This is a genomic window from Streptomyces sp. NBC_01351 (assembly GCF_036237315.1).
Taxonomy (GTDB): Bacteria; Actinomycetota; Actinomycetes; order Streptomycetales; family Streptomycetaceae; genus Streptomyces.
Window position 1 is genome coordinate 6,132,609 of sequence record NZ_CP108356.1, and the last position, 24,484, is coordinate 6,157,092.

A 24,484-nucleotide genomic window follows, 5' to 3' on the forward strand; every position below is an offset into this window, starting at 1 on the left:
GCTGGATCCGGCAGATGCCGGTTGCTCAGTGCGGCTCAAAGAACGGGGCTCCGCCCCGGACCCCGGTCCTCAAACGCCGGACGGGCTGGAGATTCAGCCTCGCCGGCGTTTGAGGAGCTGGGGGCAACCCCAGCGGTAGCTGGGGGAGGGTCTGGGGGCGGAGCCCACAGTTTCGGGAAGGGGCGGGGTGGGGGAAGGCCCCGCAGGGCCCCGCCCCCCGTCAGCCGCGGCCGCGCAGGGGCAGCCGGAGCCGGAGCGCGGCCAGGCGGGCCGATACCGCAGAGGCCGCGGCGGACCAGCGCTTCGACGCCGCCCAGGAGAGACGGGCCGCCGAGCGCGGGGCCAGCAGCGCGCGCAGCCGCGCCCCGCGGGACACCGCGGACAGCAGGCCCGCGCGGGCCAGCAGGACGTCCGAAGCCAGCTCCGGGTACGAGACCTCCGCGCCCGGGGGCGCGTACAGGGACCGTTCCACCGCGCCCGCCACCCGGTGCACGGCGGCGGAAGCCTCCGCGTCCAGCCCGCCCAGGTCGGCCACCCGCGCGGCGGCCCGGCGCGGGGACAGCGCCCCGTCCGGGGCCACGCCCACGTCCCAGGCCGCGTCACCCAGCTCCCGCCAGGCCGCCAGGACCTCGCCCGATCCCAGCCGACGCGCCCGCGCCCGGGTCCGCCACAGCAGCGGCAGCAGCGGCAGGCCCAGCACCACCAGCACGGCCACCGCCCAGACCGCCAGCGTTCCCGCCGAGGGCCAACCGCCACCGGAGGAGCCCGGCGCCGGCGCGGCCGCACCGCACTCGCCGAGCCTCTTCAGCTCCGGCGGGCAGTCGTCGGCCGTCGACGGCGCGGCCGAAGGCGCCGGGGCGCTCTGCGAGGGCAGCGGCGCCGGAGCCGACGGCTGGGGTGCCTGAGCCTGCGGCCGGGAGTAGTCCGGCACGGTGAGGCCCGACCGCGGCGTCGGCTCGAACCGGGTCCAGCCCACGCCCTGGAAGTACAGCTCCGGCCAGGCGTGCGCGTCCCGCATCGAGACGTTCACGCTGCCGTCGGCCTGCTTCTCACCCGGGGTAAAGCCCACCGCCACCCGCGCCGGGATCCCCAGCGAACGGGACATCGCGGCCATCGAGAAGGCGAAGTGGACGCAGAAGCCCTCCTTCGCGGCGAGGAACCGCGCCACCGCGTCCGATCCCGTGCCCGAAGCGGTCCTCGTGTTGTAGCGGAAGCCGCCGGTCACCGCGAAGTAGTCCTGGAGCTTGACCGCCCGCGTGTAGTTGTCCTTCGAGCCCTGCGTCACCTGGCGGGCCGTCTCGGCGACCACCGGCGGCAGGTTGTCCGGCAGCTTCGTGTACTCGGCCCGGATCGCCGGGTCCGGTTCCGGGGCCCTGGACAGCTGCTGCGCCGTCGGCTTCAGCAGCAGGCTCCCCACGGTGTACTTCGCGCCCTGGACGTTCTGGAACTTGTCCCGGCCCAGCTGGTCCCCGACCAGGGTCCGGCCCTCCGGCTCGAACCGCCACTTCCCGCCGATGTCCACCTGCGTCGCCGGGTACGGCATCGGCAGGTAGCGCTGGGTGTAGCTGTTCGCCGCGGAGACGCTGGTAATCACCTCGATCGCGCCGGCCCGGACCGCCGGGCTGAGCCCGGGAGGCGTCGGCAGCTGCGCCGGGACGTCGGTCAGCGACCGCCCGGAGGCCTCCCACTTGACCCCGTTGAACTCGTCCAGCGCCAGGATCCGCAGGTACTGGTCGCCCTGCTGCGGATTGTCCGTGCGGTACTTCAGGACCACCCGGTTGTCCTGCGCGTTCAGGCTGCTCTGCAGGGACACCAGCGGGTTGACGGCCGAGATGGTCCCGCCCGCCCCGCTGCCGCCGCCCTCCTCGCCGGCCTGCGCGCCCAGCAGTCCGCCGCCGAGCGCGGGCAGCGCCGCCGGCACCGCCAGCGCGATGCCCAGCGCCACCGCGCCGATCCGCCGCCCGGTCCGCACCGGGGCCGTCGCGTGACCGCCCGTACCGCCGCCCAGGCCGGAGGCGGCCGAGACCCGGTCGCGCGGGGCACCGCCGAAGACCCGGCCCCACTGGGCGAGCCGGTCGCGGCCCTCGGCCAGCAGCATCATCAGGTAGCCGCAGCCCGCCAGCAGGAAGGAGAACCAGGAGGCCTTCCCGCCGCCCGACAGGCCCGCGGCCACCGAGTACAGCGCGAGCAGCGGCAGCCCGGCCGCCGCAGCGGTCCGCGCGGTCACCGCCAGCGCGTCCACGAGCAGCCCGATGAGCAGCACCCCGGACAACAGCAGCAGCCGGATGCCGTCCGTCAGCGGCGCCGGGATCGCGAACTCGCTCACGTCCTGCACGCCCCGCTGGAACAGCGCCCCGAAGTCCGTGACCAGGTAGGCCAGCGGCCCCTCCCCGGTCGACTCGCCCTTGCCCAGGAAGAGGAACGCGAGCAGGACCAGCGACACCAGGGCCTGCGCGGCCACGGTCAGCGACCGGGCCAGCGGCACCCGCCGGGCGCCCGCCCCCACCGCGCTCTGCACGGCCAGCAGCAGCGCCGCCTGGATCAGCCAGCCCGCCGACTGCACCAGCGGGGTCAGCGCCCACGAGGTGAGCAGCGTCGCCAGTGCCGCGAACAGCGTCAGTCTCGCGCGCCCGCTCATCCGCGTCCTCCGGAGGTTCCCGTGCCGAGCGGAGCGGCCCCGGCCTGTCGCCACAGTTCGCCGAAGGCCACCCCGGGCGGGGCGGCCACCGCCGTCCAGCCCGCTTCCCGCAGTCTGTGCAGCCGCTCCTCCAGCGGGGGCAGGTCCTGACGCGGCGCGGACTCCCCGGTCCAGGTCGCCGAGTCCAGTACGAAGGCCACCGCGCCCCCGGCACGCTGGCGCATCTTGGCCGCCAGCTCGGTCTGTACGTCGTCCAGGTCCCCGAAGAAGGCGATGAGGAGCCCGTCACCGCCGGCTCCGCCGAAACCGCCGCCGTCGACGGCGCCGCGCACCGCGTCGTAGGCCCGGGAGATCCCCGCGCCGTCGGAGTGCCCGATGACCGCGAGGGTGTCCATCATCAGTCCGGCGGCCTCCGCGGATTCCTGGCCGCCGGAGGAGAAGCCTCCGCCGCCCTCGCCGGGCACCGAGTTCCCGGTGTCCGTGAGCAGCCGCACCGAGAAGCCCTGTTCCAGCAGGTGCACCAGGGTGGAGGCGGCTCCGGAGACGGCCCACTCGAAGGCGGAGTCGGGGCCGGCGCCCTCGAAGGCGATGTCCCGGGTATCCAGCAGGACGGTGGCCCGGCTGCGCTGCGGCTGCTCCTCGCGGCGCACCATCAGCTCGCCGTAGCGGGCGGTGGAGCGCCAGTGCACCCGGCGCAGGTCGTCGCCGCGCCGGTAGGTGCGCGGGATCACGTCGTCGTCGCCGGCCAGGGCCAGCGAGCGGCGGCTGCCGTCGCCGTAGCCGGAGGAGTCGCCCGCCAGCCGGACCGGCGGCAGGGCCTCGGTGCGGGGGATGACGGTGAGGGTGTCGTACGAGCTGAACGAGCGGGTCAGCTCGACCAGCCCGAAGGGGTCGGTCAGGCGCAGCTGGAGCGGGCCCAGCGGGTAGCGGCCGCGCAGGTCGGAGCGGACCCGGTAGGAGACCTCGCGGCGGCCGCCGGGCTCCACCCGGTCCAGCACGAACCGCGGGCGCGGGCCCAGTACGTACGGCACGCGGTCCTGGAGCATCAGCAGTCCGGTGGGCATGCGGGAGACGTTGTCCATGCGCAGCTGCACCCGGGCCTCGGCGCCCGCGGCCACCCGCCCCGGGGTCAGCCGGCGGCTGCCGGAGACCCGGTGGCGGGTGCGGTGCAGGGCGATGACGCAGATCAGCGGCAGGGCGGCGAGGAGCAGTCCGACCCGCAGGAGCTCGCCCTGGCCCAGGACGTACGCGCACACGGCGGCGGCGATCCCGGCCGCGAGGAAGGAACGGCCGCGGGTGGTCAGACCGGACAGGGAGGCGCGCAGCCCGCCGACGCCGCCGCGGTCCGGGCCGCCGGCGCCGCGGGGGGCACCGGCGCTCATCAGAAGCTCCGGATGCCCGCGCCGGGCGGCATCTCGCCGCCGGCGTGCGCGGCCGGCACGGGGGTGCGCTGCAGGATGTCGGCGACGACCTGCTCGGCGGTGCGCCGGTTCAGCTGGGCCTGCGCGGTGGGCAGCAGGCGGTGCGCGAGGACGGGGGCGGCGAGCGCCTGCACGTCGTCGGGCAGGACGTAGTCCCGGCCGGCGAGCGCGGCGGAGGCCTTCACGGCGCGCAGCAGGTGCAGGGTGGCGCGGGGCGAGGCACCCAGGCGCAGGTCCGGGTGGCTGCGGGTGGCGGAGACCAGGCCGACGACGTACCGCTTGACGGGCTCGGCGACGTACACCTCGCGGACGGCCTCGATGAGCTTGACGATCTCGTGGGCGTGCGCGACGGCCGTCAGGTCGTCGAGCGGGGAGAGCCCGCCGTGCACGTCGAGCATCTGGAGCTCGGCGTCGGGGGAGGGGTAGCCGACGGAGACGCGGGCCATGAAGCGGTCGCGCTGGGCCTCGGGCAGCGGGTAGGTGCCCTCCATCTCCACCGGGTTCTGGGTGGCGACGACCATGAAGGGGCTCGGCAGCGCGTAGGTGGTGCCGTCGATGGTGACCTGGCGTTCCTCCATCGACTCCAGCAGCGCGGACTGGGTCTTGGGGGAGGCGCGGTTGATTTCGTCGCCGATGACGATCTGCGCGAAGATCGCGCCGGGCTTGAACTCGAACTCGCGGCGCTGCTGGTCGTAGATGCTGACACCGGTGATGTCGGAGGGCAGCAGGTCCGGCGTGAACTGGATGCGCTGGACCGAGCAGTCGATGGACTTGGCGAGGGTCTTCGCGAGCATCGTCTTGCCGACGCCCGGGACGTCCTCGATCAGCAGGTGCCCCTCGGCGAGGAGGACGGTCAGCGCGAGGCGAACGACCTCCGGCTTCCCCTCGATCACGCTCTCGACGGAGCGGCGCACCCGCTCCGCCGTGCTCGTCAGATCAGCGAGGGTCGCTCGGTCGTCATACGTCGTCACGTGGTACTCCTCGGCCCAAATTCCAGGGCCGACGCCCTTGGCGCTTCACCGGCCCACCCCAGAAACACGGACACCGGCCCGGGGGGTCCCGGGTGGCGTCTCCCCGCATTCTTGACGGCGTTAAGGCCTTGTGTCACTCAAGAGCTGGGATCGATCTCCCGCAGGAGTCCGGTGTGCACGTCGAAGACGAAGCCTCGCACATCGTCGCGGTGGGGCAGGAAGGGGTTCGTCCGAACCCGCTGCATGGACTGGCGGACGTCCTGGTCCACGTCCCGGAAGGCTTCGACCGCCCAGGCGGGGCGCTGGCCGACCTCGTCCTCCAGCTCGTGCCGGAAGTCCTCGGTCAGACTTTCGAGACCGCATCCGGTGTGGTGGATGAGGATGACCGAGCGGGTGCCGAGGGCCCGCTGGCTGATGGTGAGGGAGCGGATGGTGTCGTCGGTGACGACCCCGCCCGCGTTGCGGATCGTGTGACAGTCGCCGAGTTCCAGGCCGAGGGCGGCGTGCAGGTCGAGCCGGGCGTCCATACAGGCGACGATCGCCACCTGGAGCACGGGGCGTGCGTCCATGCCGGGATCGGCGAAGCCCGACGCGTAGGCACGGTTCGCCGCGACCAGTCGGTCGGTGACGGTGCCGCCGCCGGAAGTCTTGTGTGCGGACCCGGCGGGCACGGATGCGGAAGTCGTCATGGATACGACGTTAGTGGTCACAGCTTGTGCAGGCATTGGGTGAGGGCGGACAAGTCAGGTCAACCGGGTTGGTTGTGAGCTAATCCACAGGGGTGAGACGGGGGAGGCCGTACGGGTGATTCGCGGCTTTTGCCGCTTCATCGCGAGAGGGGCACACCGTACCGGGGCGGTTCGTTGACCGCGGCGACCGTTGCACTAAAGTGGCGCGAACCGGCCGGGGCCCGGCCCTGACCGGCCGCCCGGCCCCCTGGTAACACTCCGCGTGCGCGGCGCGGCGTATGCCTGCCGCGCCGTTATCTGAGAGGGCGCTTTGACTAGCGAGTCCCGACATGTCCCGGTGATGCTCCAGCGGTGCCTGGACCTGTTGGCCCCGGCGCTGGAGAGGCCCGGGGCCGTCGTCGTCGACTGCACCCTCGGCCTCGGCGGCCACAGCGAGGCCCTGCTGACCCGGTTCCCCGGGGTCCACCTGATCGGCCTCGACCGCGACAAGGAGGCCCTGCGGCTCTCCGGCGAACGCCTCGCGCCCTTCGGTGACCGGGCCACCCTCGTCCACGCGATCTACGCCGACCTGGCCGAGGTCCTCGACGGTCTGCGGATCCCGACCGTCCAGGGCATCCTCTTCGACCTCGGCGTCTCGTCCATGCAGCTCGACGAGGCCGACCGGGGGTTCGCGTACGCGCAGGACGCCCCGCTGGACATGCGGATGGACCAGACGACGGGCATCAGCGCGGCCGAGGTCCTCAACAGCTACGCGCCGGGCGAGCTCGTACGGATCCTGCGCCAGTACGGCGAGGAGAAGCAGGCCAAGCGGATCGTGTCCGCGGTCGTCCGGGAGCGGGAGAAGGAGCCCTTCACCAACAGCGCCCGGCTGGTGGAGCTGATCCGCGACTCCCTGCCGCAGGCGGCGAAGCGGACCGGCGGCAACCCCGCTAAGCGGACCTTCCAGGCCCTGCGCATCGAGGTCAACGGCGAGCTGTCGGGCCTGGAGCGGGCCATTCCGGCGGCGGTGGACCGGATCGCGGTCGGCGGCCGGATCGCGGTGCTCTCGTACCACTCGCTGGAGGACCGCCTGGTCAAGCAGGTCTTCGCGGCGGGCGCCACCTCCACGGCCCCGCCCGGGCTGCCGGTGGTGCCGGAGAAGTACCAGCCGAAGCTGAAGCTGCTGACGCGCGGGGCGGAGCTGCCGACGGAGGAGGAGATCGCCGAGAACCGGCGGGCCGCCCCGGCCAGGTTCCGCGGGGTCGAACGCATCCGGGAGGCGCGACTGTGACCAAGGCCGCCGGGACCGGACCGGGGAGGTTCTCCACGCTGACGCGCCGGGCGCTCGGCGGGCGGCCCGTCCGCCCCGCGCGCCCCCGCCCCCGATCCGGCGGACAGGCGGCGCGGACCCCGTTCGTGCTGCTGGTCGTGGCCCTGCTCGGCGGTGGCCTGATCAGCCTGCTGCTCCTGAACTCCGCGCTGAACGAGGGCTCCTTCCAGCTGACCAAGCTGAAGAAGGAGACCACCGCCCTCACGGACGAGGAGCAGGCGCTCCAGCGGGACGTGGACGCGTACTCGGCGCCGGGCGCGCTGCAGCGGCGGGCGCAGGAGCTGGGGCTGGTCCCGGGCGGCAGCCCGGTCTTCATCGGCCCGGACGGCAAGGTCACCGGCACGGCGGCCAAAGCGGAGCCCCCGCCGGCGCCGTCTCCTCCGCCGCCGGCGGCTTCGGCCCCGCCGCCGGCGGCTTCGGCCCCGCCGCCGGCCTCCGCGGCCGACTTGCACGCGCCGTCGCCGGCCGCCGACGCCCCGTCCTCGCCGCCTCCCTCCGCCGCCGCGGCCCCGAGCCAGACCCCCGGGGGATCCTCCCCCGCGCCCCAGCCCACTCCTGGAAGGTGACGCCGTGACGCGGACCCTCCCCCAGCTACCGCTGGGGGTACCCCCAACGGGGCCTTACCCCGCCCCGCCCTTCCTCCGTTCCCCGGACTCCGCCCGGACCCGCCCCCGGGGGCTCCGCCCCCGGACCCCCGCTCCTCAAACGCCGGAGGGGCTGAAATTGCCCTCCGGGCAATCCAGCCCGCCGCGCTGCGCGCACGTGCAGGCTGAAGCCGGCCAAAATCCAGCCCCTCCGGCGTTTGAGGAGCGGGGTCTGGGGCGGAGCCCCAGGGCGGTGACCCGGTGAGCCCCGCAGGGGAGCCGCCGCGGCGGCGGGTGCCCGGGCCGGGCAGGCCACGGCCGGGGGCCCGGGCCACCGCACGGCCGGCGGGGTCGCGCCCGGCGACCCGGCGCCCGGCCGCGCAGCGCAAACCCCACACCATCCGGCTCGGCAGCCCCCGCCCCCGGCTGCGCCTCGTCAGCGTCGGTCTGACCCTCGTCATGGTCGCCTTCGTGGTCCGCCTGCTCCAGGTGCAGGCCGTCGACGCCGCCACCTTCTCCGCGGAGGCCTCCAAGAACCGCTACACCAGCGTCAAGCTGGCCGCCGAACGCGGAGAGATCACCGACCGCAAGGGCGTGGCCCTGGCCACCAGCGTCGACGCGTACGACATCACCGCCGACCCGAAGATGTTCACCCCGCAGGACAGCAAGGCCCCGGACGCCCCCGAGCAGGCCGCCGCCCTCCTCGCGCCCATCCTCGGGCAGGACGCCAAGAAGCTCACCGCCAAGCTGCAGACCAAGAACTCCCGCTACGTGATCCTGGCCCACCGCCAGACCCCCCAGGTCTGGAACCAGATCAAGGACCTCAAGCGGGTCTTCGCGGAGAAGGCGGCGGCCGACAAGAAGAACAACGGCCCCGGCGCCAACGTCCTGGCGGGCGTCTTCAAGGAGGACAGCAGCAAGCGCGTGTACCCGAACGGCGACCTCGCCGCCGGGATACTGGGCTACGTCAACGCCGAGGGCAAGGGCGCGGGCGGGCTGGAGTCCTCCCTCGACAAGAAGCTGGCCGGCAAGGACGGGGAGATCACCTACGCCCAGTCCGGCGGCCGCAAGGTCCCCACCGCCGGCTCCGACGAGAAGCCCGCCGTGCCCGGCGAGGACATCGCGCTCACCATCGACCGCGACATCCAGTGGGCCGCGCAGAGCGCCATCGCCGAACAGGTCGAGAAGTCCGGCGCCGACCGCGGCTACGTCATCGTCCAGGACACCCGCACCGGCGAGGTGCTGGCCATGGCCAACGCCCCCGGCTTCGACCCCAACGACCTGTCCAAGGCCAGCTCGGCCGCCATGGGCAACGCCGCCCTCCAGGACGTGTACGAGCCCGGCTCCACCGCCAAGGTGATGTCGATGGCCGCGGTGCTGGAGGAGAAGAAGGCCACCCCCGAGACCCACGTCGAGGTCCCCAACCGGCTGCACCGCGGCGACCGGCTCTTCGAGGACGACATCGACCACCCGACCTGGTACCTGACCCTCAACGGGGTCCTCGCCAAGTCCTCCAACATCGGCACCATCCTGGCCACCGGCCAGCTCGGCCCCACCCAGCCCGAGGCCAACAAGGTCCTGTACTCCTACCTGACCAAGTTCGGCATGGGGCAGCCCACCGGGCTGAACTACCCCGGCGAGTCCCGCGGCATCCTGGCCAAGCCCGAGGACTGGTCCACCTCCCAGCAGTACACGATCCCCTTCGGCCAGGGCCTGTCCCTCAACGCGATGCAGGCGGCCTCCGTGTACTCGACCATCGCCAACGGCGGTGTCCGCATCGAGCCGACCCTGGTCCGCGGCACCAGGGGCCCCGACGGCCGGTTCACCCCGGCCCCGGCCCCCGAGCGGAACCAGGTGATCAGCCAGGAGACCGCCAAGACGCTCGCCGAGATGCTCGAATCCGTGGTCGACGACCAGGAGGGCACCGGCACCAAGGCGAAGATTCCCGGCTACCGGGTCGGCGGCAAGACCGGCACCTCCAACCGGGTGGATCCGGCCACCGGCCGCTACAAGGGCTACACCGCCTCCTTCGCCGGTTTCGCCCCGGCCGACAACCCGCGGATCACCGTCTACTGCGCCATCCAGAACCCCACCAAGGGCAGCTACTTCGGCGGCCAGATCTGCGGACCCATCTACAAGAAGGTCATGGAGTTCGCCCTCAAGACCCTCCAGGTCGCCCCCACCGGATCCGCCCCCGCCGGACTCCCGGTCACCTACGAACCCGGCCCGCAGCCCGCTGCGAAGCCGGGTCAGTGACCGGCAGCCCGGCCCGAACAGCGTGAGGCACCACCAGTGACAACGATCACCCCGAAACCCGGGAACCAGTCGGCCGCCGGCGCGGAGGCCGGGCCCTCACTTCGCGGGCGCCCCGCCGCGCCCGGTACGCTCACCGCCGTGTCCCACGCTGATCAGCCCAGAAACACTCAGAAGGACGCCCCGGCAGCGCCGCCGGGAGCGCCGCGGCCCCAGTCCGTACGACCGACCGAGCTCGGCGAGCTGGCCGCCCTGCTGGGGCTGCCGGAACCGGCCGCCGCAGCGATCACCGGCATCACGCACGACTCCCGGGCGGTCCGCCCCGGCGACCTGTACGCGGCCCTGCCCGGCGCCAGGACGCACGGCGCCGACTTCGCCGCCCAGGCGGCCGGCCTCGGCGCCGCCGCCGTGCTGACCGACCCCGCGGGGGAGGCGCGCGCGGCCGCCACCGGACTGCCCGTCCTGACCGTCGCCGACCCGCGCGGCCGGATGGGCGAGCTCGCCGCCGCGATCTACGGCCACCCCGGCGAGGGCCTCCTGCAGATCGGCATCACCGGCACCTCCGGCAAGACCACCACGGCGTACCTCGTCGAGGGCGGGCTGCGCGCCGCGGGCCGCAGCACCGGACTCGTCGGCACCGTCGAGATGCGCATCGGCGACGAGCGCATCAAGTCGGAGCGGACCACCCCCGAGGCCACCGACCTCCAGGCCCTCTTCGCGGTCATGCGCGAACGCGGGGTCGAGGCCGTGGCCATGGAGGTCTCCAGCCACGCCCTGGTGCTCGGCCGCGTCGACGGCTCGGTCTTCGACGTGGCCGTCTTCAACAACCTGAGCCCGGAACACATGGAGTTCCACTCCGACATGGACGACTACTTCCAGGCGAAGGCGGGGCTCTTCACCCCCCGCCGGGCCCGCCTGGGCGTGGTCAACCTCGACGACGAGTACGGCCGCCGCCTCGCCAAGGAGGCGACGGTCCCGGTCGTCACCTTCTCCGCGACGGGTGACCCCGCCGCCGACTGGCGCGCCGAGGACGTGGTCTTCGGTCCGGCGAGCTCCACGCTGACGCTGCTGGGCCCCGAAGGACAGCGCGTACGGGCCACCGCGCCGCTGCCCGGCCCGTTCAACGTCGCGAACACCGTCGCCGCCGTCGTCACGCTCGCCGCCGCCGGCCTCGACCCGCAGACCGCCGCCGACGGCGTCGCCGCGGTCCCCGGGGTCCCCGGGCGTCTGGAGCGGGTGGACGCGGGACAGCCGTACCTGGCCGTCGTCGACTACGCCCACAAGACGGACGCCGTCGAGTCGGTGCTGCGGGCGCTGCGCGAGGTCACCACCGGCACGCTGCACATCGTCCTCGGCTGCGGCGGCGACCGGGACACCACCAAGCGCGCCCCGATGGGAGCCGCGGCCGCCCGGTACGCCGACGTGGCCGTGCTGACCTCGGACAACCCCCGCTCCGAGGACCCCTTGAAGATCCTCGCCGCGATGTTCGAGGGCGCCGTGTCCGTACCGCCCGCCGAGCGGGGCACCGTCCTCGTCGACGCCGACCGGGCCGCGGCCATCGCCGCCGCCGTCGCGCGCGCCGGGCCCGGTGACACCGTGCTGGTGGCCGGGAAGGGCCACGAGCAGGGCCAGGAGACCGCGGGGGTCGTACGCCCCTTCGACGACCGCGAGGTGCTCCGCGCCGCGATCGAACGCCAGGCAGCAGTGCACAGCCGAGATGGCCGACAGGCCGAGGTGAACCAGTGATCGCCCTTTCCCTCGCCGAGATCGCCGACATCACCGGCGGGCAACCCCACGACATACCGGATCCGTCGGTGCGGATCAGCGGGCCCGTCGTCATCGACTCCCGTCAGGTGGAGGCCGGCAGCCTGTTCGCCGCCTTCGACGGCGAGCACGTCGACGGCCACGACTACGCCGAGCGCGCGGTCGCCGCCGGAGCCGCGGCCGTCCTCGCGGCCCGGCCGGTCGGTGTGCCGGCCGTCGTCGTCCCCGACGTGGAGAAGGCGCTCGGCGCCCTCGCCCGGGCCGTCGTCGAGCGGCTCGGCACCGACGTGGTGGCCCTGACCGGCTCCGCCGGAAAGACCTCCACCAAGGACCTCATCGCGCAGGTCCTCCAGGCCCACGCGCCCACAGTGTGGACACCGGGCTCCCTCAACAACGAGATCGGCCTGCCGCTCACCGCGCTCAAGGCCACCGCGGAAACCCGCCACCTGGTACTGGAGATGGGGGCCCGCGGGATCGGCCACATCGCCTACCTCACCGGCCTGACCCCGCCCCGCATCGGCGTCGTCATCAACGTCGGTACCGCCCACATCGGCGAGTTCGGCGGCCGCGAGCAGATCGCCCAGGCCAAGGGCGAACTGGTCGAGGCCCTCCCGGCGGAGGCCGAGGGCGGCATCGCCGTCCTCAACGCCGACGACCCGCTGGTGCGCCCGATGGCCACCCGCACGAAGGCCCGTACGGTCCTCTTCGGCGAGGCCGAAGACGCCGAAGTGCGGGCCACCGAGGTGCGGATGACGCCGGCGGGACAGCCCTCCTTCACACTCCACACACCGACCGGGTGCAGTGATGTGACCTTGCGGCTGTACGGTGAGCACCACGTGTCGAACGCGCTCGCCGCGGCCGCCGTAGCCCATGTACTGGGAATGTCCGTCGAAGAGATCGCCACCGCGCTCTCGGGGGCGGGCACGCTGTCCCGGTGGCGGATGGAGGTCACCGAGCGGGCGGACGGTGTGACGATCGTCAACGACGCCTACAACGCGAATCCCGAGTCCATGCGGGCCGCACTGCGCGCACTTGCCGCGATGGGCGGCTCCGCCAGGGCGAACGGGGGACGCACGTGGGCGGTGCTCGGCCCCATGGCCGAACTCGGTGACGCATCGCTGGCCGAGCACGACGCGGTGGGACGGCTTGCCGTCCGGCTCAACGTGAGCAAGCTCGTAGCAGTCGGGGGCAGGGAAGCGTCCTGGCTGCAACTGGGCGCATATAACGAGGGTTCGTGGGGTGAGGAGTCGGTGCTCGTGTCCGACGCGCAGGCGGCGGTCGACCTGTTGCGCAGTGAACTGCGCCCAGGTGACGTCGTGCTGGTGAAGGCTTCCAGGTCGGTCGGCCTGGAGCGGGTCGCGCTGGCGTTGCTGGAGCGCGAGGGCGAGGTCGCCGACCGATGAGGCAGATCCTGTTCGCCGGTGTCATCGGCATGTTCCTCACGGTCGTAGGCACCCCGCTGCTCATCAAGCTGCTGGCCCGCAAGGGCTACGGCCAGTTCATCCGGGACGACGGCCCGCGCGGCCACGCCGGGAAGAAGGGCACGCCCACCATGGGCGGCATCTCCTTCATCCTGGCCACGATCGTCGCCTACGTCCTGACGAAGGTCATCACGGGCAGTGAGCCGACCTTCTCGGGTCTGCTCGTCCTGTTCCTGATGGCGGGCATGGGCGTGGTCGGCTACCTGGACGACTACATCAAGATCGTCAAGCGGCGCTCGCTGGGCCTGCGGGCCAAGGCCAAGATGTCCGGCCAGCTGATCGTCGGCATCGCCTTCGCGGTGCTCGCGCTCCAGTTCAAGGACTCGCGCGGGCTCACCCCGGCCTCCATGAAGCTGTCGTTCGTCACGGACTTCGGCTGGTCGATCGGCCCGGTGCTGTTCGTGGTCTGGGCGCTGTTCATGATCCTGGCGATGTCGAACGGCGTGAACCTGACCGACGGCCTCGACGGCCTGGCCACCGGCGCGGCGGTGATGGTCTTCGGCGCGTACACCTTCATCGGTGTCTGGCAGTTCCAGGAGTCCTGCGCCAACGCGGCCACGCTGACCAACCCCAACGCGTGCTTCGAGGTGCGCGACCCCCTGGACCTCGCGGTCGTCGCGTCCGCCCTGATGGGCGCCTGCTTCGGCTTCCTGTGGTGGAACACCTCGCCCGCGAAGATCTTCATGGGCGACACCGGTTCGCTGGCCCTCGGCGGCGCGCTCGCCGGTCTCGCGATCTGCTCCCGTACGGAGTTCCTGATCGCCCTGCTCGGCGGCCTTTTCGTGCTCATCACGATGTCGGTCGTCATCCAGGTCGGCTCCTTCAAGCTGACCGGCAAGCGCGTCTTCCGGATGGCACCGCTGCAGCACCACTTCGAACTCAAGGGCTGGTCCGAAGTCCTCGTCGTGGTGCGCTTCTGGATCATCCAGGGCATGTGCGTGATCGTGGGCCTCGGCCTCTTCTACGCGGGATGGGCAGCCGAAAAGTGAGCACCACCGATCTGGCCGGCGCGCTCGGCCCCGATGCCCTGGGCCGGTTCGGTCTGCCCGGCCGGATCACCGTGGCGGGCCTGGGCGTCAGCGGCATCAGCGCCGCCCGGGCGCTGGCCCGGCTCGGCGCGGTCGTGACCGTCGTCGACAATGGCGACGGCGACGCGCACCGGGCCCGCGCCGCGGAGCTCGCGGAGCTCGGCATCGAGACCCGCCTCGGCCGCCTGGAGGGCGGCGCCCGCGCAGGCGAGGTATTGCCCGAGGGCACCGAACTGGTCGTCACCTCGCCCGGCTGGCCGCCGCAGAGCCCGCTCTTCCTCGCCGCCGCCGAGGCGGGCGTCGACGTCGTCGGCGACGTCGAGATCGCCTGGCGGCTGCGCGGGGCCGGTGCCGAACTCCGGGCCGCCCGAGCGGCCGCGGACGCGGCCCCGGCGGGCGGTTCCGCCGCCGAGGCCGCCGAGCCGGATGCGGCCGAGCCCGCCGGCTACGCCGAGGTGCCCGTGCGCGGCGCAGCCGAGTGGCTCGCCATCACCGGCACCAACGGCAAGACCACCACCACGCAGATGCTGGCGTCGATCCTGAAGGCCGCCGGGCTGCGGACCGCGGCCGTCGGGAACATCGGGACGCCCATCATCGACGTGGTGCTCGGCGAGCAGGAGCACGACGTGCTCGCCGTCGAGCTCTCCAGCTATCAGCTGCACTGGGCGCCCTCGCTGCGCGTCCACTCCGCGGCCGTGCTCAACCTGGCCCCCGACCACCTCGACTGGCACGGCTCCATGGAGGCGTACGCCGCCGACAAGGGCCGGATCTACGAGGGCAACACGGTGGCCTGCGTCTACAACGCCGCCGACAAGGCCACCGAGGACCTGGTCGTGGAGGCCGACGTCGAGGAGGGCTGCCGGGCCATTGGCTTCACCCTCGGCGCCCCCGGCCCCTCCATGCTCGGCGTCGTCGACGGCATCCTCGTCGACCGCGCCTTCGTCGAGAACCGGCAGAAGAACGCCCAGGAACTCGCGCACGTCGAGGACGTCAACCCGCCCGCCCCGCACAACATCGCCAACGCGCTCGCCGCCGCGGCCCTGGCCCGCGCCTTCGGCGTGGAGCCGCGTGCGGTCCGCGACGGGCTGCGCGACTTCCGCCCGGACGCCCACCGCGTCGCGCACGTGGACGAGGTCGACGGGGTCACGTACGTCGACGACTCCAAGGCCACCAACACGCACGCCACCGAGGCCTCCCTCGCGTCCTTCGAGCCCGTCGTCTGGATCGCCGGCGGCCTCGCCAAGGGCGCGACCTTCGACGAGCTCGTCCAGAAGGCCGCGAAGCGGCTGCGCGCCGTGGTGCTGATCGGCGCCGACCGGGCGCTGATCGCCGAGGCGTTGGCGCGACACGCCCCCGAGGTCCCGGTCGTCGACCTCGACCGGACCGACACTGGGGCGATGCTCGCAGCCGTCCGGGAAGCGGCCCGGCTCGCCGAGCGCGGCGACACGGTCCTGCTGGCGCCCGGCTGCGCCTCGATGGACATGTTCGCGAACTACAACGAGCGTGGGGACGCGTTCGCCGACGCGGTGCGCGAACTGGCCGCGGAGAGCGCCGCGAACACGGCCTAGGCCGAGGGCTCCGGGAGCGGTTCCCTCCGGCCGGCTGCTCGCCTCGTACGAGTGGAGGGGAAGAACACAGATGCCGGCCAAGCAGATGCTGCCGGGGCGGCGGCCTTCCGCCGTGAGGGCGCAGGGCCGCAAACGCCCCGTGGTGAGCGCGAAGCGGCCCGCCGCGCGCGGGCCGCTGGCCGGGATCCGGCGTACGCAGCGGAAGTTGCGCAAGGCGTGGGACCGACCGCTCACGGCGTATTACCTGATTTTCGGCAGCTCGCTGCTCATCACCGTGCTCGGCCTCGTGATGGTCTACTCGGCCTCCATGATCAAGGCGCTCCAGCTCGGCCTGGGCGACGCCTACTTCTTCAAGAAGCAGTTCCTGGCGGCCCTCATCGGCACCGGACTGCTGCTCCTCGCCTCCCGGATGCCCGTGAAGCTCCACCGGGCGCTGTCCTATCCGGTGCTCGCCGGCACGCTCTTCCTGATGGTCCTGGTCCAGGTCCCCGGGATAGGAGTGGCCATCAACGGCAACCAGAATTGGATCTCCCTTGGTGGTCCGTTCATGTTGCAGCCCAGTGAGTTCGGCAAACTGGCACTGATCCTGTGGGGCGCCGACCTGTTGGCGCGCAAGAGCGACAAGGGGCTGCTCAGCCAGTGGAAGCACCTCCTGGTGCCGCTGGTCCCGGTGGCCTTCCTGCTGCTCGGGCTGATCATGCTGGGCGGGGACATGGGCACCGCGATGATCCTCGGCGCGATCCTCTTCGGCCTCCTGTGGCTGGCGGGGGCGCCGACGAGGCTCTTCGTGGGGGTGCTGCTCTTCGCTGGTGCGATCGTCGCGCTGCTCATCAAGACGAGCCCGCACCGGATGGACCGGCTGGAGTGCCTCGGCGCGACGGATCCCGGCAGGAACGACCTCTGCTGGCAGGCTGTCCACGGGATCTACGCCCTCGCATCGGGCGGATGGTTCGGTTCCGGGCTGGGTGCCAGTGTGGAAAAATGGGGGCAACTACCCGAAGCCCACACGGACTTCATCTTCGCCATCACCGGGGAGGAACTGGGTCTGGCGGGGACGCTGTCGGTGCTCGCCCTGTTCGCGGCTCTAGGCTATGCGGGTATCCGCGTGGCCGGACGCACGGAGGACCCCTTCGTACGGTTTGCCGCGGGAGGCGTGACCACCTGGATCACGGCCCAGGCCGTGATCAACATCGGTGCGGTGCTCGGCCTGCTGCCGATCGCCGGAGTCCCGCTCCCGCTGTTCTCCTACGGAGGGTCAGCCCTGCTGCCGACCATGTTCGCTGTCGGACTGCTCATCGCCTTCGCGCGGGAGGAGCCGGCAGCGCGCGCGGCCCTCGCGATGCGCCAGCCGAAGACCGGCTGGCGGCGGACCGGGGTGAGATGGAAGTCGATGAGACGGCGCGTCAAGAAGCGTCCGTCCGGAGAGCGGTGAATTTCGGTGCATGTCGTACTCGCCGGTGGGGGGACCGCCGGCCACATCGAGCCGGCGCTCGCCCTCGCGGACGCCCTGCGCAGGCAGGACCCTTCAGTGGGCATCACCGCCCTCGGCACGGAGCGCGGACTTGAGACCCGCCTGGTGCCGGAACGCGGCTACGAGCTGGGGCTGATCCCCGCCGTACCGCTGCCCCGCAAGCCCACGCCCGAGCTGATCACCGTCCCCGGACGGCTGCGCGGCACCATCAAGGCCGCGGAGGAGATCCTCCTGCGCACCAAGGCCGACTGCGTCGTCGGCTTCGGCGGCTACGTGGCCCTGCCCGGCTACCTCGCCGCCAAGCGGCTCGGGGTGCCGATCATCGTCCACGAGGCCAACGCCCGGCCGGGACTGGCCAACAAGATCGGCTCCCGGTACGCGCACGCCGTCGCGGTCTCCACGCCCGACAGCAAGCTGCGTGGCGCCCGCTACGTGGGCATCCCGCTGCGCCGGTCCATCTCCACCCTCGACCGGGCCGCGGTCCGCCCCGAGGCCCGCGCCGCCTTCGGCCTGGACCCCAACCTGCCGACGCTGCTGGTCTCCGGCGGCTCGCAGGGCGCCCGCCGCCTCAACGAGGTCATCCAGCAGGTCGCTCCGACCCTCCAGCGCTCCGGGATCCAGATCCTGCACGCCGTCGGGCCGAAGAACGAACTGCCGCGTGTCGACAACATGCCCGGGATGCCGCCCTACGTGCCGGTACCGTACGTGGACCGGATGGATCTCGCGTACGCCGCCGCCGACATGATGCTGTGCCGCGCGGGTGCGATGACCGTCGCCGAACTCTCCGCCGTCGGGCTCCCCGCCGCCTACGTCCCGCTGCCGATCGGCAACGGCGAACAGCGGCTCAACGCCCAGCCGGTGGTGAAGGCCGGTGGCGGCCTGCTCGTGGACGACGCGGAGCTGACGCCCCAGTGGGTGCTCAGCCAGGTCCTCCCGGTGCTGTCCGACCCGCACCGCCTGTACGAGATGTCCCGCGCGGCCGGCGAGTTCGGCCGCAGGGACGCCGACGAGCTGCTGGTCGGAATGGTGTACGAGGCGATCGCGGCGCACAGGAGCCGCTGAGGCAGGAGGCACAGGAGTGGCCGGAGCGACGACCGCACAGCGCGGCAACCCGGGCTCTGACCGGTCCGCCCGCAAGGGCACCGGCTCTCCCAAGCCACCCAAGCCGCCCAAGGCGCCCAAATCCGGTAAGCCACCCAAGTCGGAGAAGAGAGTCGGCCCACGGGGCCCCGGCGCGCGTACGCGCCGCGGCCCCGTGGTGCTGGCCTCCCTGGCCGCCGCGGTGCTCCTCGCCGCGGGCGGCACCTGGGTGCTCTATGGGTCCTCCTGGCTGCGCGTCGAGAAGGTCACCGCCGCCGGCACGGAGGTGCTGACCCCCGAACAGGTGCTCGCCGCCGCGGCGGTGCCCGTCGGCGCGCCCATGGTGAGCGTGGACACCGACGAGATCGAGAACCGGGTCCGCGGCCGGCTGCCCCGCATCGATTCGGTCGACGTGGTACGGGCCTGGCCGCACGGAATCGGGCTGAAAGTGACGGAACGCAAACCCGTCCTGCTCATCAAAAAGGACGCCAACTTCGTGGAAGTGGACGCTTCGGGTGTGCGATTCGACACGATCCCGAAAGCGCCGGCCGGTGTTCCGGTCCTCGAATTGAACGCGGGGGCCTCCCCGAGCGTCCGCCGCTTCGACGAGGAACGGCTGCTGCACGAGGCCGTGCTCGTCGCGGGCGCCCTCCCGGAGCCGATCGCGAAGGCGACCGTGCAGGTCAAGGTGGGTTCGTACGATTCGGTCGTACTGGAGCTCACCGGGGGGCGGACGGTGATGTGGGGGAGCGGCGAACAGAGCGAAGCGAAGGGTCGTGCGCTGACAGCCCTGTTGAAGGCCGCGCCCAAGGCCGGTCACTTCGACGTGAGCGTCCCCACCGCCCCTGCCGTGTCCGGGAGTTGACTCCCGGTCGAACAGCGGAGCACCCTGGTTGGCCAGCGATACGGGTGATCACATAGGGTGAAAAGAAAAACGGGAGGTTCGGCGTGTTCGTTGAACACGCGCTACTTGTCGACTTAGTGTCCTGTTCGGAAGAGTCCAAGGAACAGACACACCCCTAACCCTAAACTTCAGGGTGAGGGTTCGGGTCGGCGCGTTCGGACCGTCCCTATTTCGGCATCAGTCGTCGCAACGCAGGCCGCGAGGCGACGACACGTAATCGAGGCGAGAGGCCTTCGACGTGGCAGCACCGCAGAACTACCTCGCAGTCATCAAGGTCATCGGTGTCGGCGGCGGTGGTGTCAATGCCATCAACCGAATGATCGAGGTCGGTCTCAAGGGCGTCGAGTTCATCGCCATCAACACGGACGCCCAGGCGCTGTTGATGAGCGACGCCGACGTCAAGCTCGACGTCGGCCGTGAACTCACCCGGGGTCTTGGCGCCGGCGCCAACCCGGATGTCGGCCGCAAGGCGGCAGAGGACCACCGCGAGGAGATCGAGGAGGTCCTCAAGGGGGCCGACATGGTCTTCGTCACCGCCGGTGAGGGCGGCGGCACCGGAACGGGCGGCGCACCCGTCGTCGCCAACATCGCGCGCTCGCTGGGCGCCCTGACGATCGGTGTGGTCACCCGGCCGTTCACCTTCGAGGGCCGGCGCCGCGCGAACCAGGCCGAGGACGGCATCGCCCAGCTCCGCGAGCAGGTCGACACCCTCATCGTCATCCCCAACGACCGCCTGCTGTCCATCTCGGACCGCCAGGTCAGCGTGCTGGACGCCTTCAAGTCGGCCGACCAGGTCCTGCTGTCCGGCGTCCAGGGCATCACCGATCTCATCACCACCCCGGGTCTGATCAACCTCGACTTCGCCGACGTCAAGTCCGTGATGTCCGAGGCCGGCTCGGCCCTGATGGGCATCGGCTCGGCCCGCGGCGACGACCGCGCGGTGGCCGCCGCGGAGATGGCGATCTCCTCGCCGCTGCTGGAGGCGTCCATCGACGGCGCCCGTGGCGTGCTGCTCTCCATCTCCGGTGGCTCGGACCTCGGTCTCTTCGAGATCAACGAGGCCGCGCAGCTGGTGAGCGAGGCCGCGCACCCCGAGGCGAACATCATCTTCGGCGCCGTCATCGACGACGCGCTCGGCGACGAGGTACGGGTCACCGTCATCGCCGCCGGGTTCGACGGCGGACAGCCCCCGGCCCGCCGGGACAACGTCATCGGCGCGGCGTCCACGAAGCGCGAGGAGCCGGCCCCGGCTCCCGTCCGTGCGGCCGAGCCGGTCCGTCCGGCCTTCGGCGGACTCGGTTCGGTCACTCCGCGCGAGGAGCCCCCGGCGCCGGTCGAGGCGGCCCCGATCGAGGCCCACGCCCCCGCGCCGCAGGTCCCGACGGCCCGTCCGTACCAGGACAGCCCGGCCGAGGAACTGGACGTCCCGGACTTCTTGAAGTGACACCGGAGCAGCACCACGTGGGCGGCGCCCACTTCGCCTTCACCGACAGGTGGGGCGGAGTGAGCGCCGTTCCGTACGAAGAGCTCAACCTCGGCGGCGCGGTCGGAGACGACCCGGCCGCCGTTCTGGCGAACCGGGCCCGCGCCGCGGAGTCCCTGGGCCTGGCGCCGGACCACGTGGTCTGGATGAACCAGGTGCACGGCCGGGACGTGGCAGTGGTCCCCGGACCCTGGGGCGCCGACTCGGCCGTCCCCGCCGTGGACGCGGTGGTGACCGCCCGTCGGGGACTGGCCCTCGCCGTGCTCACCGCGGACTGCACGCCCGTCCTGCTCGCCGACCCCGTCGCCGGGATCGCGGGCGCCGCCCACGCCGGGCGGCCCGGACTGGTCGCCGGAGTGGTGCCCGCCGCCCTGGAGGCGATGGTCTCCCTCGGCGCCGAGCCCGGCCGGATCGTCGCCCGTACCGGACCGGCGATCTGCGGACGCTGCTACGAAGTGCCCGCCGAGATGCGGGACGCGGTCGCCGAAGTGGTGCCGGCCGCCCGGGCGGAGACCAGCTGGGGGACACCGGCCGTGGACGTGGTCGCCGGGGTGCACGCGCAGCTCGCGGAGGCGGGGGTGGTGGACGTACGCCGATCCCCGGTCTGCACACTGGAGTCGCGGGACCACTTCTCGTACCGCCGTGACCGGGTGACCGGGCGGCTCGCCGGATATGTCTGGTTGGACTGATGACGGATCGCAAGTCGGAACTCGCCGAGAACCTGAAGCGGGTGGATGAACGTATCTCGTCCGCCTGCGCGGCGGCGGGACGCGAGCGGGACGAGGTGACCCTCATCGTGGTCACCAAGACCTACCCCGCGAGCGACGTACGACTGCTGGCGGAGCTGGGCATCCGTCATGTTGCGGAGAATCGTGACCAGGACGCCGCCCCCAAGGCCGGGGCCTGCGCGGATCTGCCGCTCAACTGGCACTTCGTCGGACAGTTGCAGACGAACAAAGTCCGTTCCGTGGCCGGATACGCGCATGTGGTGCAGTCGGTCGACCGGCCCAGGCTCGTGACCGCGCTCTCGGCGGCCGCGGAGGGTGCGGGCCGCGAGCTCGGCTGTCTCGTGCAGATCGCCCTCGACGCGGAGTCGGGGGAGCGCGCCGCCCGCGGCGGCGCGGCGCCGGAGCAACTGGCCGAGTTGGCGGAGCTCGTCGCGAAGGCGCCGGGACTGCGGATCGACGGGCTGATGACCGTCGCTCCGTTGTCGGGCGAGTACGCGGGACGCGAACAGGCCGCTTTCGAGCGGTTGATGGAATTGTCATCCCGCCTGCGCGCGGACCATCCTGCTGCCACGATGGTGTCGGCCGGGATGAGCGCAGACCTGGAACAGGCCGTTGCGGCCGGTGCGACACATGTACGCGTCGGCACTGCGGTACTCGGCGCGAGACCCCGGCTCGGGTAACGTCGCGAAGAAAGTCGGACCACAGCAGAAAATATGGTCATTCCCGTATATAAGCGGGCAGACCACGTGGATCGCGGGCAGTTGGTGACATTCGTGACACAGCGGCACCTGCGACAGGGCGATCCACCACAGAGCGGAGGACTCGGAGAATGGCCGGCGCGATGCGCAAGATGGCGGTCTACCTCGGCCTCGTGGAGGACGACCGGTACGACAACCCGGGGTACGACCCCGACGACGAGTTCGAGCCCGAGCCGGAACCTGAGCGCGCCCGGGACCGGGATCGCAGACAGCAGCCCGTGCACCAAGCGCCCGTATCGGACGAACCGGTACGAGTGGTACACCCTCCGGCGCAGCGCGAACCCATCCCAATTCCGGTTGAAAACGGACGTCCTGCGCGTATTGCCCCCGTGGCATCCATCACACCTGACCGCTCGAACCTGGAGAAGAACGCACCCGTGATCATGCCCAAGGTCGTCTCCGAGAGGGAGCCGTACCGCATCACGACGCTGCACCCCCGGACCTACAACGAGGCCCGTACCATCGGGGAACACTTCCGTGAGGGCACTCCGGTGATCATGAACCTCACGGAGATGGACGACACGGATGCGAAGCGTCTCGTGGACTTCGCCGCCGGACTCGTCTTCGGGCTGCACGGCAGTATTGAACGCGTGACACAGAAGGTGTTCCTGCTGTCGCCTGCTAACGTCGATGTCACGGCGGAGGACAAGGCTCGCATCGCGGAGGGCGGGTTCTTCAACCAAAGCTAGACCGATCCGTCAGATACGGGACCGGGAACAGAGCGGGAAACGGGGAGAGGGAAGCGCGGGATGGGCGTCGCACTACAGGTGGTCTACATCGCGCTGATGTGCTTCCTCATCGTGCTGATCTTCCGACTGGTCATGGACTACGTGTTCCAGTTCGCACGTTCATGGACACCCGGCAAGGCGATGGTGGTCGTTCTGGAGGCCACCTACACTCTTACCGATCCACCGCTCAAGCTTCTTCGGCGGTTCATTCCGCCGTTGCGTCTCGGGGGCGTGGCACTCGACCTGTCCTTCTTCGTTCTGATGATCATCGTTTACATCCTCATCAGTTTCGTGAGCACCGCTGCGAGAAGCGTGTGAACGATGAACTTCTCCGCGCGCGCGGGGACAGTCCCGATACGGTCTTGCCGACTGCCGACGACTACGTAGAGGTGAAGAAGACATGCCGCTGACTCCCGAGGACGTGCGGAACAAGCAGTTCACGACCGTCCGCCTCCGAGAAGGCTATGACGAGGACGAGGTCGATGCCTTCCTCGACGAGGTCGAGTCCGAGCTGACGCGCCTGCTGCGCGAGAACGAGGACCTGCGCGCCAAGCTGGCTGCCGCCACGCGTGCCGCCGCGCAGAACCAGCAGCAGCAGGGCATGCGCAAGCCGGAACCCCAGGACCAGCGTGGCCCCGGCGCCCCCGTGCCCGCGGCCATATCCGGCCCGCCGCAGCAGCAGCCCCAGATGGGACCGCCGCAGCTGCCGGGCGGCCCGCCGCAGCTCCCGGCCGGCCCCGGCGGACACGGACCCCAGGGTCCGGGCCCGATGGGCGGCCCCATGCAGCAGCACCCCATGGGTGGGCCGCAGGGCATGGGTCAGCAGGGCATGGGCCAGCAGGGCATGGGCCAGCAGTCCATGGGCGGCCAGAACCCGCTCGGCCAGCAGATGCAGCCCATGGGCCAGCAGATGCAGCAGATGGGCCAGCAGATGCAGCCCATGGGCCAGCAGATGCACCAGCAGCACCAGCAGCCGCAGCAGCTCCCGCAGCAGGGCCCCGGTGGCGACAGCGCCGCCCGCGTCCTGTCGCTGGCGCAGCAGACCGCAGACCAGGCGATCGCGGAGGCCCGTTCCGAGGCCAACAAGATCGTCGGCGAGGCGCGCAGCCGCGCCGAGGGCCTGGAGCGGGACGCCCGCGCCAAGGCCGACGCGCTGGAGCGGGACGCGCAGGAGAAGCACCGCGTCGCGATGGGCTCGCTGGAGTCCGCCCGCGCCACGCTGGAGCGCAAGGTCGAGGACCTGCGGGGCTTCGAGCGTGAGTACCGTACGCGTCTGAAGTCCTACCTGGAGTCGCAGCTGCGCCAGCTGGAGACCCAGGCCGACGACTCGCTGGCCCCGCCGCGCAACCCGGCCGGTCCCGCGCTGCCGCCGTCGCCGTCCCCGTCGATGGCTCCGGCCGGTGCCATGGGTCACTCCATGGGCGGCCCGTCGATGGGCGGCCCGTCCCCCATGGGCGGCCCCTCCCCGATGGGTGGCCCCTCGTACGGCGGCCAGCAGCAGATGTCCCCGGCGATGACCCAGCCGATGGCTCCGGTCCGGCCGGCGGCTCCGCAGCCGATGCAGGCGCCGTCGCCGATGCGGGGCTTCCTGATCGACGAGGACGACAACTAAGCGCCGCCGCCGCG

General features: G+C 72.0%; 20 protein-coding genes. 16 read left to right on the top strand and 4 right to left on the bottom strand.

Annotated features, from left to right (window positions below; translation table 11 throughout):
• Positions 1 to 220 precede the first annotated feature (220 nt).
• The 4 genes from OG625_RS28265 to OG625_RS28280 all read right to left on the bottom strand — a co-directional run bounded on the left by OG625_RS28265 (position 221) and on the right by OG625_RS28280 (position 5,719).
• Positions 221 to 2,638, bottom strand: a complete 2,418-nt coding sequence (locus OG625_RS28265) for a transglutaminase family protein (RefSeq protein ID WP_329386606.1) — start codon at positions 2,636 to 2,638, stop codon at positions 221 to 223.
• Positions 2,635 to 4,020, bottom strand: coding sequence for a DUF58 domain-containing protein (locus OG625_RS28270; RefSeq protein ID WP_329386608.1), 1,386 nt, complete (start codon positions 4,018 to 4,020; stop codon positions 2,635 to 2,637). Before OG625_RS28270 ends, OG625_RS28265 begins: the two co-directional genes overlap by 4 nt.
• Positions 4,020 to 5,030 (bottom strand): AAA family ATPase, encoded by a 1,011-nt coding sequence (locus OG625_RS28275; RefSeq protein WP_329386610.1) that lies wholly within the window; start codon positions 5,028 to 5,030, stop codon positions 4,020 to 4,022. Before OG625_RS28275 ends, OG625_RS28270 begins: the two co-directional genes overlap by 1 nt.
• A 137-nt stretch (positions 5,031 to 5,167) precedes the next feature.
• Positions 5,168 to 5,719: a beta-class carbonic anhydrase gene (locus OG625_RS28280; protein ID WP_329386612.1), complete on the bottom strand. Its 552-nt coding sequence runs from the start codon at positions 5,717 to 5,719 to the stop codon at positions 5,168 to 5,170.
• 340 nt (positions 5,720 to 6,059) lie between these two features.
• On the opposite strand from OG625_RS28280, the gene rsmH reads away from it, so the two are divergent.
• The 16 genes from rsmH to OG625_RS28360 all read left to right on the top strand — a co-directional run bounded on the left by rsmH (position 6,060) and on the right by OG625_RS28360 (position 24,470).
• The gene (gene rsmH, locus OG625_RS28285) at positions 6,060 to 6,989 is read left to right on the top strand and encodes a 16S rRNA (cytosine(1402)-N(4))-methyltransferase RsmH (protein ID WP_443067910.1); all 930 of its coding nucleotides are present in this window, start codon (positions 6,060 to 6,062) and stop codon (positions 6,987 to 6,989) included.
• 38 nt (positions 6,990 to 7,027) lie between these two features.
• On the top strand, positions 7,028 to 7,594 hold the full coding sequence (locus OG625_RS28290; RefSeq protein WP_329391026.1) for a hypothetical protein: 567 nt from the start codon (positions 7,028 to 7,030) through the stop codon (positions 7,592 to 7,594).
• A gap of 279 nt (positions 7,595 to 7,873) precedes the next feature.
• Positions 7,874 to 9,868: a peptidoglycan D,D-transpeptidase FtsI family protein gene (locus tag OG625_RS28295; protein ID WP_329386616.1), complete on the top strand. Its 1,995-nt coding sequence runs from the start codon at positions 7,874 to 7,876 to the stop codon at positions 9,866 to 9,868.
• A gap of 36 nt (positions 9,869 to 9,904) precedes the next feature.
• Complete coding sequence (locus OG625_RS28300) at positions 9,905 to 11,611, top strand: UDP-N-acetylmuramoyl-L-alanyl-D-glutamate--2,6-diaminopimelate ligase (RefSeq protein ID WP_329386618.1); 1,707 nt, start codon at positions 9,905 to 9,907, stop codon at positions 11,609 to 11,611.
• Positions 11,608 to 13,032 (top strand): UDP-N-acetylmuramoyl-tripeptide--D-alanyl-D-alanine ligase, encoded by a 1,425-nt coding sequence (locus OG625_RS28305; protein WP_329386620.1) that lies wholly within the window; start codon positions 11,608 to 11,610, stop codon positions 13,030 to 13,032. The genes OG625_RS28300 and OG625_RS28305 overlap by 4 nt, the downstream gene beginning before the upstream one ends.
• A complete protein-coding gene (mraY, locus tag OG625_RS28310) occupies positions 13,029 to 14,099 on the top strand; it encodes a phospho-N-acetylmuramoyl-pentapeptide-transferase (RefSeq protein ID WP_329386622.1) in 1,071 nt (356 codons plus the stop codon). Before OG625_RS28305 ends, mraY begins: the two co-directional genes overlap by 4 nt.
• Complete coding sequence (murD, locus tag OG625_RS28315; protein WP_443067788.1) at positions 14,081 to 15,706, top strand: UDP-N-acetylmuramoyl-L-alanine--D-glutamate ligase; 1,626 nt, start codon at positions 14,081 to 14,083, stop codon at positions 15,704 to 15,706. Before mraY ends, murD begins: the two co-directional genes overlap by 19 nt.
• Before the next feature lie 70 nt (positions 15,707 to 15,776).
• A complete protein-coding gene (gene ftsW, locus OG625_RS28320) occupies positions 15,777 to 17,138 on the top strand; it encodes a putative lipid II flippase FtsW (protein ID WP_329386624.1) in 1,362 nt (453 codons plus the stop codon).
• 6 nt (positions 17,139 to 17,144) lie between these two features.
• Positions 17,145 to 18,239: an undecaprenyldiphospho-muramoylpentapeptide beta-N-acetylglucosaminyltransferase gene (murG, locus tag OG625_RS28325; RefSeq protein ID WP_329386626.1), complete on the top strand. Its 1,095-nt coding sequence runs from the start codon at positions 17,145 to 17,147 to the stop codon at positions 18,237 to 18,239.
• 16 nt (positions 18,240 to 18,255) lie between these two features.
• Positions 18,256 to 19,122 (top strand): cell division protein FtsQ/DivIB, encoded by an 867-nt coding sequence (locus OG625_RS28330; RefSeq protein ID WP_443067789.1) that lies wholly within the window; start codon positions 18,256 to 18,258, stop codon positions 19,120 to 19,122.
• A gap of 277 nt (positions 19,123 to 19,399) precedes the next feature.
• The gene (gene ftsZ / locus OG625_RS28335; RefSeq protein WP_329386630.1) at positions 19,400 to 20,605 is read left to right on the top strand and encodes a cell division protein FtsZ; all 1,206 of its coding nucleotides are present in this window, start codon (positions 19,400 to 19,402) and stop codon (positions 20,603 to 20,605) included.
• Positions 20,602 to 21,333, top strand: coding sequence for a peptidoglycan editing factor PgeF (gene pgeF / locus OG625_RS28340; RefSeq protein ID WP_329386632.1), 732 nt, complete (start codon positions 20,602 to 20,604; stop codon positions 21,331 to 21,333). Before ftsZ ends, pgeF begins: the two co-directional genes overlap by 4 nt.
• Positions 21,333 to 22,052 carry a YggS family pyridoxal phosphate-dependent enzyme gene (locus OG625_RS28345; protein WP_329386634.1) on the top strand — a complete coding sequence of 240 codons (720 nt, stop codon included), beginning with the start codon at positions 21,333 to 21,335 and terminating at the stop codon, positions 22,050 to 22,052. Before pgeF ends, OG625_RS28345 begins: the two co-directional genes overlap by 1 nt.
• Before the next feature lie 149 nt (positions 22,053 to 22,201).
• Positions 22,202 to 22,819, top strand: a complete 618-nt coding sequence (locus OG625_RS28350) for a cell division protein SepF (protein ID WP_329386636.1) — start codon at positions 22,202 to 22,204, stop codon at positions 22,817 to 22,819.
• Between the two features lie 60 nt (positions 22,820 to 22,879).
• Positions 22,880 to 23,176 carry a YggT family protein gene (locus OG625_RS28355; protein WP_073774433.1) on the top strand — a complete coding sequence of 99 codons (297 nt, stop codon included), beginning with the start codon at positions 22,880 to 22,882 and terminating at the stop codon, positions 23,174 to 23,176.
• An 82-nt stretch (positions 23,177 to 23,258) separates the two neighbouring features.
• On the top strand, positions 23,259 to 24,470 hold the full coding sequence (locus OG625_RS28360; protein WP_329386638.1) for a DivIVA domain-containing protein: 1,212 nt from the start codon (positions 23,259 to 23,261) through the stop codon (positions 24,468 to 24,470).
• The last annotated feature ends 14 nt before the right edge of the window (positions 24,471 to 24,484 follow it).